The organism is Pseudomonas sp. WS 5079, assembly GCF_012985465.1.
In the GTDB taxonomy this organism is placed as follows: domain Bacteria; phylum Pseudomonadota; class Gammaproteobacteria; order Pseudomonadales; family Pseudomonadaceae; genus Aquipseudomonas.
In genome coordinates this window covers 444,292-457,677 of the sequence record NZ_JAAQWN010000001.1, presented here as the reverse complement: position 1 = coordinate 457,677, position 13,386 = coordinate 444,292, and the positions used below count along the sequence as shown (strand labels likewise).

Here is a 13,386-nt window from a genome sequence, read left to right as displayed (position 1 = left end):
AAAACAGGGTGAAAACCCGAGCAATGTGGGGTTCTTCAGTCGGTAAGTCGTTTCAAGGTCTTTGTGACACCGTTATCGCGCAAACTGACAAAACACCGCTCGAACGCTGCCACAAACTCAGGCGAATTGGGAATCGCCGTGCCAAAAATCTCTTCCACACCCAACAAGCGCTGGCTGATCGAGGCGTCATCCGCCACCAGCGCCCGGCAGAAGTCGGCGCGGGGGTCGGGGATGCGGTAGCGCACGCCGTTCTCGTCGACGCCTTGCAGGTACAAAGCCCAGGCTGCCACCACCAGTGCCGCCCGCTCGGTGTCGCGGCCCTCGGCAATCAGGCGGTTGATGGTTGGCACGGTGAACTTGGGAAACTTCGAGGAGCCATCGGAACACACCCGCTCCAACTGGTCGGCAATCGCCTGGTTGGAGAAGCGGTCCACCAGGGTCTGCTTGTACTCGCCCAGGTCAATGCCCGGCACCGGCGCCAGGTTGGGGGTCACGTCCAGGTCCATATAGGCGCGCATATACGCGACAAACAGCGGGTCGTTCATGGTCTCGTGGACAAACCGGTAGCCCTTGAGAAACCCCAGGTAAGTCAGGGCCAGGTGGCTGCCGTTGAGCAGGCCGATCTTCATTTCTTCATACGGCGTGACGTCGTCGGTGAATTGCACACCCACCTGTTCCCAGGCCGGGCGGCCGTTGACGAACTTGTCTTCCAGCACCCATTGCACAAAGGGTTCGCACACCACCGGCCAGGCATCGTCGATGCCGTGTTCATCATGCAGTTGCAAACGGTGCGCGGTGCTGGTCATCGGTGTGATGCGGTCGACCATGGCGTTGGGGAAACTCACATGGTCCTTGATCCAGTCATGCAGCTCGGCATCGCGCAATGCGGCGAACGCCAGCAGCGCCTTGCGAGTCACGGCGCCGTTGTGCGGCAGGTTATCGCAGGACATCACGGTAAAGGCAGGCACGCCCGCCGCCCGGCGCTGGGTCAGGGCCGCGCAGATAAAACCGAACACGGTTTGGGGTGCGTCGGGGTGGGCCAGGTCATGCTGGATCTGCGGCAGGTGGGCCATGAACTCACCGTTGCTATCGTCGATGCAGTAGCCGCCCTCGGTGATGGTCAGCGAGACGATGCGGATTGCAGGGCTGGCCAGCTTGTCGATCAAGGCCTGGGCGCCGTCCTGTGCCAGCAGCATGTCGCTGATGGCACCGATCACTCGTACTTCGGTGTCGTCGGTATCGCCCAATTCGTAGAGGGTAAACAGATAATCCTGGCCGGCCAGGTCATCGCGCGCCTTGCGGTCTTCGGCCCGCAGGCCGATGCCGCAGATGCTCCAGTCCAGGCCGTCGCCGGTGTTCATCAGGGCGTCGGTGTAGTACGCCTGGTGCGCACGGTGGAAACCGCCGACGCCGATATGGGCGATGCCCTGGCGCGTATCGGCGATGGTGTAGGCGGGCAGGCGCACTTCGGGCGACAGCTGCGTGAGGTTTTGCTTATTGAGTTTCATCAGAAAATCTCGCGAAATCAGGCGGCAGCGCGCAGTGGGCGGGCCACGGCCACACCGTCGGTGTCAAACAGATGGCAGTGCGCCGGGTCCAGGTGCAGTTGCAGGGTCTCGCCATACTGGCTGGCCATGTCGCCACGGATCCGCATGGTCAGCGGCTCGCCGCTGGTGGTGAGCACATGGCAGAACGTGTCGCTGCCCAGGCGTTCGCCCACGTCGGCGGTGACGGTCAGGGTGGTATCGCCCGGCGCGGCCAGTTCCAGGTGCTCGGGGCGGATGCCCAGGGTCACCGCACTGCCCACGCGCAAGCTGGCGCTGCTCAAGGGCAGGCTGATCAGGGTGCCGGCGTCCAGTTGCACGTCGCAGCCCTGGCCCTCGATCCGGGTGACCTGGCCCTTGAGAAAGCCCATTTTCGGCGTACCCAGAAAGCCTGCGACAAACAGGTTGGCCGGCTGGTGATACAGCTCCAGCGGCGAGCCGACCTGTTCGATGCGCCCGCTGTTGAGTACCACCACCTTGTCGGCCAGGGTCATGGCTTCGACCTGGTCGTGGGTCACGTAAATCATGGTGGCTTGCAGTTCTTTATGCAGGCGCGCCAGTTCCAGGCGCATTTGCACGCGCAGGGCGGCGTCGAGGTTGGACAGCGGCTCGTCGAACAGGAAGATTTTCGGGTTACGCACAATCGCCCGGCCAATGGCCACGCGCTGGCGCTGGCCGCCAGACAGCTGCTTGGGCTTGCGCTCCAGCAGCGGGCCCAGCTCCAGGATGCGTGCCGCTTCACTGACTTTACTGTCGACGATTGTTTTGTCGACGCCGGCCAGGTCCAGGGCAAACGACATGTTCTTGCGCACGCTCATATGCGGGTACAGGGCGTAGGTCTGGAACACCATCGCCAGGTCGCGCTTGGCCGGGGTCACTTCGGTGATATCGCGGCCATCCAGTTCGATGGTGCCCTCAGTCACTTCCTCAAGGCCGGCAATCAGGCGCAGCAGGGTCGACTTGCCACAGCCCGACGGCCCGACGAATACCACGAACTCCTTGTCGTTCACTTGCAGGTCGATGCCCTTGATGATGGAGAAACCTTCGAAGCCTTTTTGCAGATTGGTGATTTTCAGGTTGGCCATGATGGGCCTCCTTTTTATAAGGGGTCGTTATTTCACTGCGCCAAAGGACAAGCCGCGCACCAGTTGCTTCTGGCTGATCCAGCCGAAGATCAGGATCGGCGCGCAGGCCAGGGTCGAGACGGCAGATAATTTGGCCCAGAACAAACCTTCGGGGCTGGAGTAGGAGGCGATCAGCGCGGTCAACGGTGCGGCATTCGAGGAGGTCAGGTTCAGCGACCAGAACGCCTCGTTCCAGCACAGGATCAGCGACAGCAACACGGTGGACGCCAGGCCGCCCTTGGCGATGGGCAGCAGCACCCGCAGCATTTCCTGCAACAAGGTGGCGCCATCCAGGCGCGCGGCTTCGAGGATGTCCTTGGGGATGTCCTTGAAGTAGGTGTAAACCATCCACACCACAATCGGCAGGTTGATCAGGGTGTAGATGATGATCAGCGCGATGCGCGTATCCAAAAGGCCCATGCTCTTGGCCAGCAGGTAAATGGGCATCAGCACGCCCACCGGTGGCAGCATCTTGGTCGACAGCATCCACAGCAACGTGCCCTTGGTGCGCTGGGTTTCGTAGAACGCCATGGAGTAGGCCGCCGGCACTGCAATCAGCAGGCACAAGGCGGTGGCGCTGAAGGAAATCACCACGGAGTTCCAGGCGAAGCTTAGGTAATTGCTGCGCTCATTGATGTGCAGGTAGTTCTCCAGGGTGGGCGTGAAAATGAACTGCGGCGGCGTGGCAAACGCGTCGATTTCGGTCTTGAAACTGGTGAGCACCATCCAGAAGATCGGGAAGAAAATCACGATCGCGATGGCCCAGGCCAGGGTGCCGAGCAACAGGCTTTGCAGGCGGCGGGATTGTTGAAGCGTCATGGCGCGGCCCTCAAGGCTTGTCAGTCAGGTTTTTGCCGAGCATCCGCACCAGGATGATCGCCGCGATATTGGCAATGACCACGGCAATCAAGCCGCCGGCCGAGGCCATGCCCACGTCGAACTGCACCAGCGCCTGGTTGTAGATCAGGTAGGCGAGGTTGGTCGAGGCGTAGCCGGGGCCGCCGTTGGTGGTGGTGAAGATTTCAGCGAATACCGAGAGCAGGAAGATGGTCTCGATCATCACCACCACGGCAATGGGCCGGGCCAGGTGCGGTAGGGTCAGGTGCCAGAAGATCGCAATCGGGCCGGCACCGTCCAGGCGCGCGGCTTCTTTCTGTTCCTGGTCCAGGGACTGCATGGCGGTCATCAGGATCAGGATCGCGAAGGGCAGCCATTGCCAGGACACAATGATGATGATCGACAGCAGCGGGTAGTGCGCCAGCCAGTCCACCGGCTGCGCGCCAAACAACTTCCACACCGCCGCCAGTACGCCGGACACCGGGTGGAAAATCAGGTTCTTCCAGATCAGCGCACCGACCGTGGGCATGATGAAGAACGGCGAGATCAACAACACCCGCACCAGCCCCCGGCCGAAAAACTCGCTGGCCTCCAGCAAGGCACTGATCAACACCCCCAGCACCACACTGATCAGCAGCACGCTGCCGACCAGCAACAGGGTGTTGGTGGCACCGGGCAAAAAGCCGGAATCGGTGACGAAGTAGGTGAAGTTCTCCAGGCCCACGAATTGGTTTTCGCCGGGGTAGAGCAGGTTGTAGCGGATCAGCGAAAAATACAGGGTCATGCCCAGCGGCACGATCATCCACAGCAGCAACAGGGCCACCGAGGGGCTGACGAGGAACCAGCCGGGGTTGAGCAGGCGGCTTTTAGACGTATTCATGACAATCAGAACCCATTGGAGGCAAACAGAATCAGCCTTGGAGTGCGGTCAATGTAGGAGCTGGCTTGCCTGCGATGGCGGCCTGTCAGTGGATAAATCAGTTAACTGATCGACCGCTATCGCAGGCAAGCCAGCTCCTACATTTACGAGGGTGAGCCTGGGCTATTTGGGGTAGCCGGCACGCTTCATTTCCCGCTCGGTGGTGGTTTGCGCGGCAGCCAGGGCCTGGTCGACTGTCTGCTGGCCGGTCAGGGCGCCGGCGAAGAACTTGCCCACCTGGGTGCCAATGGCCTGGAACTCGGGAATGGTCACCAACTGGATGCCGACATAGGGCACGGGCTTGAGGGTCGGTTTGGTCGGGTCTGCGACTTTCAACGACTCCAGCGTCATCTTGGCAAAGGGCGCGGCCTGCATGTATTGCTCGCTGTAGGTCGAGGCGCGGGTGCCTGGCGGTACGTTGGCGATGCCATCGGTCTTGGCCACCAGCGCGCCGTACTCCTTGGACGTCGCCCAGGCACTGAAGACCTTGGCCGCGTCCTTGGCCTTGGAACTGGTGGGGATCGCCAGCGACCAGGAATACAGCCACGAAGTGCCCTTGTCGGTGACCTGTTGCGGGGCAAAGGTGAAGCCGACATGCTCGGCGACCTTGCTCTGGGTCTTGTCGGTGACAAACGAACCGGCGACGCTGGCGTCCACCCAGATCGCGCACTTGCCGCTGTTGAACAGCGCCAGGTTTTCATTGAAACCGTTGCTGGAAGCGCCCGGTGGGCCGGACTTCTTCATGTTGTCGACGTAGAAATTCAGCGCATCCTTCCACTCAGGGCCATTGAATTCGGGTTGCCATTTCTCATCGAACCAGCGCGCGCCATAGCCATTGGCCAGGGTGCTGATCAGCGCCATGTTCTCCCCCCAACCGGCCTTGCCGCGCAGGCACAGGCCGTATTGCTCCTTGCTCTTGTCGGTGAGTTTTTCGGCAAACTGGCCAATCTGCACCCAGGTCGGATGCTCCGGCATGCTCAGCCCGGCGGCCTTGAACAGGTCGCTGCGGTAGTAGGTAATGGAGCTTTCGGCATAGAACGGCAGGGCGTACAGCGTGCCCTTGACGGACAGGCCGTCGCGCACTGATGGGAACACATCGTCCAGGTCGTAGGACGCCGGCAGGTCCTTCATCGGCTCCAGCCAGCCCTTGGCGCCCCAGAGTGCAGCTTCGTACATGCCGATGGTCAGCACATCGAACTGCCCGCCCTGGGTGGCGATGTCGGTGGTCAGGCGTTGGCGCAGCACGTTTTCTTCGAGCACCACCCAGTTCAACTTGATGTCCGGATGCTCGGCCTCGAAGGTTTTCGAGAGCTTTTGCATGCGGATCATGTCGCTGTTGTTGACGGTGGCAATGGTCAGGGTTTGTGCACCAAGGCTCACGGCGCTGAGGGTCATGCAGGTACAGGCAAGCAGGGCTTTTGCTGGGAACTTCATCGCGCACTCCGTATCTGCGCCCAGAGGGCTGCAGAAGGACAGTTATTGTTGTTGTGTCTTCCAGGGCAGCAGGAAGAGTGTGCATTGATTACAGCCTTGTGCAGGCCCGGTGACAAATCCTTGGACACACTTGCACTGATACTTTTTTGCACTGGTTGATAGGTGCCATGGGCGACCTGTTACTTTTGACAGTAGACGATCTAAAGGAATCAAGGGTTAATTGTTGTGCACAACCAACCGAGGATATGTTCATGAACTATTCCACCGTAAGACCCGACATTAACTGGCTCTACAAAGTTGCTCTTGGCATGGTCGTCGCACTGTTTGTCAGTGCATGCACAGGGCAGTCACCTTCTTCCGGTAATTTTGATGAATGCGTGCGTGAGGGTTATTTCAAAAGTGTCGAAATCGCCGGTGGGTATTACCGCTGCGTGTATAATTCAAGCACTAAGAAATATACGCTTTATCGCTACACTTGCCCGGCCGGCAAAGAGTTCAACGAAGCGACCAGACAATGTGAGTGAGCCCGTGTAAACCCACAAGGCCCCCAGTGTTTTCACTGGGGGCCTTGTGTTTTCAGGGGGTGAGTAGTAGATCAGTCGACCCCGTCTTCCTGCTCCAGGGTTATTTGACTTGGATAAGGCCGCTGCTGGATGATGATGTCGTCAAAATCGTAGATACCCTCGGTTGACGGATTCGTTATGGCAATTGACGCCTCAAATGGCTGGCCTGGCAAATATCCCATATACACATCGGCATACAACCACGTATTGATGCTGGGTATCGCCACGTTCTTGGTCAAGTTGCCTATATGAATAAACACACTGGTCGGCCCGCCGATATCCGCGAACTTGCTGATCCTGAAGCGCAAACTTACCCGATAGTAGCCCACTGCGGCGGGGGTGAAGGTTTTGTAAATCCTCACACCACTGCCGGGGTAGGGGGCGGCTTGCAGGTAGTAATTGCCGTTTGCCTCGCGGCGGATCCCGGTATTGGGCCACTGGCTGAGCCAACCATTGAGGAAGGAGCCGGTAAAGGTCGTCTCGTCGGTGATCATCCTGCTGCGGATGGTGTAAATGACCGGCGGGAACTCAATTGCCCGCGACTCTTCGGTGCTGTTGTTGAACGCCACCTTAAATTGCAGGGTCAGTTGGCTGTTGTTGCCCAGGTCCGACAGGTAGCTATTGAGGATGGTTTGCTGGTGATACCCAAGGCTCAACCAGCCAGAGGTCACCCGGTCGCCGTAGGAACCGTCCAACAGGGTCAGGTTGTGGGCCGCACCGTTGGGCCGGTTGCCGAGCAAGCGCAGCCAGACGGGCTGGTCCCTGGCAATAAGTGGCCAGGTACCTACGGTTGCCGTGGCGTTGCCGGCCAGTTCGCCCACATCCAGTACACCGCTGACGGCCTCGTCGATCCGCAGCACGGTTTTTTTCAGCTCAGTCACCGGAATGGCTTTGAGGGTCACGCTCAACACCGTTGACGAACGGCGCACGCCGTTGCGCAAGACGGAATACTGCACGGTGAACACGCTGTCGCGATTGTCCAGATTGGCGGCAATCAACGCGGCCGGCAGGCTGAAAGTCACCGTGCCATCGGCTTCGCCATTTTTCGGCCCCAGTTGCACCGACCCTGGCCCGCTGGCACCCAGTACCTCCAGGGTGAGGCTGTCGGTGGTGTACATCGGGCTGTAGGCCACCTCTACCGTCGCCCCGTTTTGCGCATTGAGCGGTGTCAGGGTTACCGCGGCTCCCGAACCCGTGGCCTCGAGCACTCGGGGCACTGGAAATTCGGCGGGAATGGCCTGCACGGTGTAACGGCGTTCCGGGAACCACAGTGCATTGGCCTGTTCGGTCGATTGGTCAAACGTCACCCCAAAGCGCATCACAAGTTGTGAGCCGTCCTTGAGCTGGCGCAATTGCGCCACCGGCGCCTGGGGGCGGATCCCGATCTGTTCGCCGTTGTAGGTCACCAGGTCACCGTCGTAGAGCACGGCAACAAAGGGCGTGTCATTGGCAGAGGTGCCGCGCAGTTCAAACCACATGCGTTGATTGCGGTTGATAAAGTTCCAGCGATCAACCATGGCGCGCTCGGAGCCGACCAGGTTGCTGAGATTCAGCACGCTGCTGGTATGGCCTTCGATATAGGGCAGGGGCAGTACCGGCGCCAACAGATTCAGGCTCAATACCGGCGAAGGTTTTTGGTGGGCACCCAGCAATACAAAGTACTGCACCTGAATGTAACGCCCGTATTCGCTGAGGTTGGCCCCGATGACCTCTGCCGGCACCTCGAAATGCAGGGTCCTGGAGGTGTTGCCATCCTTGGTTTCGCAATAGGTGCCCAATTGCGGGATACCGCTCCAGCAGGCCTGGATACGGTGGCTAGGCAGCATTTGCGGGTAGGTGACAGTGATGGTGGCACCGTTCAGCGCCGCCTCCGGCAACAGTTGGTCGGGGTAGCGCTGGGCTTGCAATACCTCTGGGCGCAACAGGTCCAGGGCCGCACCCACCGTGACCACTAACACGTCCGAGTAGAGCGTGGCGCCACCGCTTGCAGGCACCAGCGAATAGCTCAGGCGCAGCTCGCCATTTTCGCTGGCACGGATCAACGCCTCTTCCAGGGTGAATACCACCGGCTTGCCCGCTGTTGCATTGTTGAGGCGTATCTCATCGCCGGCAGTGCCGTTGCTGGTCGCGCCCAACAATGTCCAGCGCAGAATGTCGCCATTGGCGGTGCGCGTGTAGGGTAGGGTTACCTGCAACTGACCACCTTTGATGCGCGCCGGGTCCAGGTTGTTGAACTCATCGACATATTGCATCAGGGGCGATGGCAGATCGGCATAGCGGGGGCCAAAGGTGACTTCCAGCACCTCTGACATGCGCACTGTCTGAATGCTGGGGTTCAGGATGCCCAGGGTGCCGGTGTCGACCAGGTAGTACACCCGTACGGTGCCCAGCCCGACGAAGCGATCGAAATTTTCCTTGAGCACAATGCGAAAACGCTCCGGAGGCGGCTCGGCGCCGGCCAACAGGGTTTCTTCGTAGACCACCAGGCCGCCGCCTGGGCGCACGGCTTCCATGCGCAGGGTCACGCTGTAGTTGCGGTCGTATGGGGTATAACGCGGGAAAATCGCCTTGATAAAAGGATGGTCCGGGACAATGTTGCCGCCCTCGTTTTGCTCGATGATCATCGGCGGCATCGAGCTCCTGGTGCCGAACACCGTGATATTCAGGCGTCGGGAGGAGGCGAGGAACACGCCCGTGGCCGTGGTCAGCTTGTACTCGATTTGCAGGTGGCCGTTGAGCACCGCCTGCAGGTATTGGGGGTCCACGGCGACGGACGACGACAGGCCGATGCGTGCTGGAAACGCGGGCAGGGTCCTTTCGAACGGCAGGCCATCGGCATCGGCGCCTCGCAACGTCACTACGATCAACGCGCCTGCTGGGGTCGAGGTGCCATTGGGCAGGCGCCGCGGTACCACCATTTCGATATCGAAGTCGTTGTGGATGTCGAGGTTGACGTCGATAACGGAGTCCCCGTCCACTACAAAATGCGGAGCGTCGAGCAGGTAAGGGTCCAGGTCGCTGTCGACCGTGACCGCCTTCGACCATTGCTGGGTTTCCCCGGAGAAGTTGAACACCTTGTCGTAGGCCCGGAAGCGAATAGTCACTACCCCACTGCCGCCCAGCAGGATGATTGATTCCGGGACCAATACGGTGATCGGCTTGATGCCGGCGACATGCTCGGCATCAAGCCTCAAGGAAATGGGGTAACCGTTCCAATACACCTCGACGGTGTCGCCTTCGGTCAGGTTGGGGTAAGGGTCGATCGTCATTTCCACCCCTTCGGCGGCGCGATGGGGGTCTATCACGCCGCCTTCCAGGTCGGGTGGCAGGTGTATCACCAGTTCCGTGTGATACGCCAGCCCGGGATCTTTACTGACCCCGCCGGGGCGAGTGCGCTTGACATACCAGGTTTCGTAGGGCGAGCTGCTGGTGGTGCCGCTGCCCCTGCGGATGACCTCGTAAAAACACGGGTAGGTATAACCCAGTGGCACCAATGGCGGGAGAATCACCAACGCCACCGACGTCTTGTCCAGATCCTCATCGCGGATTTCCGTCGACACAAGGGCAAAGCGGTTGCTGCCCATGAAGAAGTTCAACCTATCGCCGACAGTCAATTGGGTCCAGCGCGGGAAATGCACGGTCAGCCACGGCTCGGTGTGGCGTATCCCCAGGCCGAGCACCGCGTCTGGCAGCGTGCGCACCGCATCGCTGACGTCAGGCGGGTCCAGGTCGTCGATAACGCTTGGGTCCGGGAGGCAGGGCAAAGTGCTCGGGTTGGATGACTCGGTGTTCTTCATCATGGGTGCTCCGTGTGCAGAGGTAACTGGCCACGGACATCACACACCCAAGGTGCTGCTGCATATAACTGTCAAAATTGACAGTGGCGACGAGTGGTCGCTGTCAGGCCAGGTTCTGTTCCGTCAGGCGCTGCACTGCCAAGCGCCGGTAGTGTGAGGGCGTCATGCCTTTGAGCTGCTGGAAGCGCCGGTTGAAATTGGAGATGTTGTTGAACCCCGACTCAAAGCACACATCGGTCACGGCCTTGTCGCCCACGGCCAGCAACTCGCAGGATTTGCTGATGCGCAGGCGGTTGACGAACTCGACGAAGGTGCGCCCGGTGGCCTGTTTGAACACCCGGGAGAAGTAGGTGGGTTTCATCCCCAGGTACTGCGCGACTTCTTCCAGGGACAGTTCGCGGGCGTAGTGGGCAAAGATGTAGTCCACCGCGCGGTTGGTCCGGTCGATGCTGTGTTCATCGGCCAACTGCGCTGTAGTCCCTCCTGACAGCACCAGGTAGTCCTCACAGGCACAGAGTGCTTCCAGCAATACAAAGAAGTGCCCCAGCCGCGCCATGCCCTGGGCATCCTCGATGCGTTGCATCAGGGTCATGGCCTGGGCGATGGTGTTCTTGCAGCGAAATTCGATGCCGTACTGCGCGCGCTCCAGCAAGGGCGCCAGGCTCTTGAACTCGGTGAAGACCTGGCTGCCGTCCTCCAGCAACTGATCGGTGAAATTCACCAGCATGTCGCGCTTGGTGATCACTTCGCCTTCCTCCACCTGGCTGATCCAGTTGTGGGGCAGGTTTGGACCGGTGAGGAACAGGCTTTGCGGGTAGAAGTTGCCGATATAGTCGCCGATAAACACCTTGCCGGAACTGGCGACAATCAAGTGCAGCTCATACTCCTTATGAAAGTGCCAGCGCACCAGGGGGCAGGGGAAACCATGCTGGCGATAGATGATGGACAGGCCGTTGTGGTCGTCCATCAACTCGTAGGAAGGGTCGGTGATGCGCGTTGCTCGGCTCATGCTGGCGTCGCTTTTATTGTGGTTGCGCAGCCGATAATGCCCCGTTGCACGTCACCTCGCCAGCGCCGCTGTTTAAACGGGGCGGTTTTTTGCCTCGATCCACTGCGCCATGTATTGGGTACTTTTGTGCAGATGGTGGCGCAGCATGCTGCCGGTAAAGTTGTCGCGCCGATGTTGCGCCAGCTCGCCCAGGCAGTGTTGCAGGCGCTCGACCAAGGCCGGGCCGTGGTTGTGCGGGGCATAGCGACGGGCCAGCAGTTGCTCGCCATGTGCCTGGGCCTCGGTCCAGGCTTGCCGATTTGCGTACAGGGCCACGGCAGCAGCGGCCAAGGCCGAGGCGCTCTGGGCGATCATCCCCGGCCAGGGTTGCCCGTCGCCCATGCCTTCGGCGCCGATGGGAGTGGTGATACTGGGGGTGCCGCAGAGCATGGCATCGGCCAGTTTGCCCTTGATCCCGGCGCCGAAGCGCAGCGGGGCCAGGCAGATGCGCGCCGCCGACATCACTTGCAGCGCGTCCTCGGCCCAGTTCATCACATGGAAGCCTTGCGCCGGGTTATGCAGCGCAGTGGCCTTGGGCGGCGTGTAGGCCCCATAGATATGCAGTTGGGCGCCGGGGAGCTGCTGGCGAATCAACGGCCAGAGGCTGTTTTTCATCCAGAGCACGGCATCCCAGTTGGGTGCGTGGCGAAAGTTGCCGATACTCAGGAAGTGCGCGCGGTCTTCATAAGGAATAAACGCCTGGCTGGGCGCCTCGATCATCAACGGGCACCAGTGGAGCAGGGCGGCCGGCACCTTGAAGTGCTCGGTGAGCAGTTGGATCTCGACGTCGGAAATCATCAGGCTGATATCGCAGCGGTAGATCGCGGCGATCTCGCGCTTGGCCAGGTCGGTGTCGGCCATCCTCTGGAACTCTTCGTCCAGAACCTGGGCGAATAGCGGGCTGAAATCGTCAGCATCCGGCTGATGCTTGAGGTAGTCCTTGAGGCGCTGCTGGCGGGCATCGCGCAGGCTCTGCAAATCCGAAGTCTCCAGCACGCGCAAGGCCTGCGGGCAATGCTTCTCTACGCGCCAGCCGAACTGCTCCTCCATCATGAAACGATCGAACAGCACGATATCCGGGGCCAGTTCACGGATAAAGTCGTCGAAACTGCGGTTATTGAGCTCGATAGCGCATTCGCGAATACCCAGTGCCGCGAGGTCGGCCTTGTGTTCACCGATAGCGGCTGGGCTGCTGAAGGTTACTTCCCAGCCTTGCGAAAGAAAGCTCTGCAAAATCTGCATCATATGTCCGCCAGCTGCCGAGGAGCGGGGCTCCGGCCAGACGTAACCGATGACCAGGACTTGGGTGGCAGGCTGATTCTTCAACGACGAACTCCTTCAAGGGCAGGGCAAAAGCGGCGCAATTAAACCACAGCCGTCGGCCCAGGCGCTGTCATGACAATTTGTGACGGCCATAGGTGTAAATCGAACTTTGTGGTTAACTTCTGCCTCTCGAATTCGTTTCATCCAACCCAGCATAAGGATTCCGTTCATGGCTCAAGTCACCCTCAAAGGCAACCCAGTCCAGGTTGAAGGCGAGTTGCCGCAAATCGGTACCCAGGCCCTCGACTTTTCCCTGACCGCAGGCGATCTGTCGGACGTCACCCTGGCGACTTTCGCCGGCAAGCGCAAAGTACTGAACATCTTCCCAAGCGTTGACACCCCGACCTGCGCCACGTCGGTGCGCAAGTTCAACGCCCAGGCCAACGAGCTGAACAACACCGTTGTACTGTGCATCTCCACCGACCTGCCATTCGCCCAGGCCCGTTTTTGCGGTGCCGAAGGCCTGGAAAACGTGAAGAACCTGTCGGACTTTCGCAGCGCCGATTTTGCCGTTGACTACGGTGTTTCCATTGCCGACGGCGCCCTCAAGGGCCTGACCGCCCGCGCCGTGGTGGTACTGGACGAAAACGACAAGGTGCTGCACAGCGAGCTGGTTGGCGAAATCGCCCACGAGCCAAACTACGAAGCGGCGCTGGCTGTACTGAAGTAATTGCGGCTGCGCGTTACTGTCGCTTTGCAGTAACACGTATGATGCATGCTTGCGGCCTGGCCTAGTCCAGGCCGTTTTTATTTGTGCTTCAGCGGTTTAGCTCAAATTGCTGACATTTCACTTCGAA

General features: G+C 60.1%; 10 protein-coding genes. 2 read left to right on the top strand and 8 right to left on the bottom strand.

The genetic code is table 11. The features are described from left to right. Positions 1-35: 35 nt before the first annotated feature. The 5 genes from HBO05_RS01965 to HBO05_RS01945 form a co-directional block, all read right to left on the bottom strand. Entirely contained in the window at positions 36-1,508 is a 1,473-nt protein-coding gene (locus tag HBO05_RS01965) for a mannitol dehydrogenase family protein (protein ID WP_170041360.1), read from the bottom strand. Positions 1,509-1,525: 17 nt separating this feature from the next. Continuing rightward, positions 1,526-2,629: a sn-glycerol-3-phosphate ABC transporter ATP-binding protein UgpC gene (gene ugpC / locus HBO05_RS01960; protein WP_169951818.1), complete on the bottom strand. Its 1,104-nt coding sequence runs from the start codon at positions 2,627-2,629 to the stop codon at positions 1,526-1,528. Between the two features lie 27 nt (positions 2,630-2,656). Beyond that, a complete protein-coding gene (locus HBO05_RS01955) occupies positions 2,657-3,487 on the bottom strand; it encodes a carbohydrate ABC transporter permease (protein ID WP_170041361.1) in 831 nt (276 codons plus the stop codon). Positions 3,488-3,497: 10 nt separating this feature from the next. After that, positions 3,498-4,385, bottom strand: a complete 888-nt coding sequence (locus HBO05_RS01950) for a sugar ABC transporter permease (protein ID WP_051903031.1) — start codon at positions 4,383-4,385, stop codon at positions 3,498-3,500. A 162-nt stretch (positions 4,386-4,547) separates the two neighbouring features. Continuing rightward, complete coding sequence (locus HBO05_RS01945; RefSeq protein ID WP_172311460.1) at positions 4,548-5,858, bottom strand: sugar ABC transporter substrate-binding protein; 1,311 nt, start codon at positions 5,856-5,858, stop codon at positions 4,548-4,550. A 251-nt stretch (positions 5,859-6,109) separates the two neighbouring features. On the opposite strand from HBO05_RS01945, the gene HBO05_RS01940 reads away from it, so the two are divergent. After that, the gene (locus tag HBO05_RS01940; RefSeq protein ID WP_170041362.1) at positions 6,110-6,382 is read left to right on the top strand and encodes a chitin-binding domain-containing protein; all 273 of its coding nucleotides are present in this window, start codon (positions 6,110-6,112) and stop codon (positions 6,380-6,382) included. A gap of 71 nt (positions 6,383-6,453) precedes the next feature. On the opposite strand, the gene HBO05_RS01935 is transcribed toward HBO05_RS01940, so the two are convergent. The 3 genes from HBO05_RS01935 to HBO05_RS01925 form a co-directional block, all read right to left on the bottom strand. Then, positions 6,454-10,221, bottom strand: coding sequence for a hypothetical protein (locus HBO05_RS01935; protein WP_172311458.1), 3,768 nt, complete (start codon positions 10,219-10,221; stop codon positions 6,454-6,456). Positions 10,222-10,321: 100 nt separating this feature from the next. Next, a complete protein-coding gene (locus HBO05_RS01930; RefSeq protein ID WP_169951808.1) occupies positions 10,322-11,227 on the bottom strand; it encodes an AraC family transcriptional regulator in 906 nt (301 codons plus the stop codon). 72 nt (positions 11,228-11,299) lie between these two features. Further along, on the bottom strand, positions 11,300-12,592 hold the full coding sequence (locus tag HBO05_RS01925) for a glycosyltransferase (RefSeq protein WP_172311456.1): 1,293 nt from the start codon (positions 12,590-12,592) through the stop codon (positions 11,300-11,302). Between the two features lie 166 nt (positions 12,593-12,758). Here HBO05_RS01925 and tpx point away from each other — a divergent pair, with 166 nt between their 5' ends. Then, positions 12,759-13,259, top strand: a complete 501-nt coding sequence (tpx, locus tag HBO05_RS01920; RefSeq protein WP_169951804.1) for a thiol peroxidase — start codon at positions 12,759-12,761, stop codon at positions 13,257-13,259. Positions 13,260-13,386: the final 127 nt, after the last annotated feature.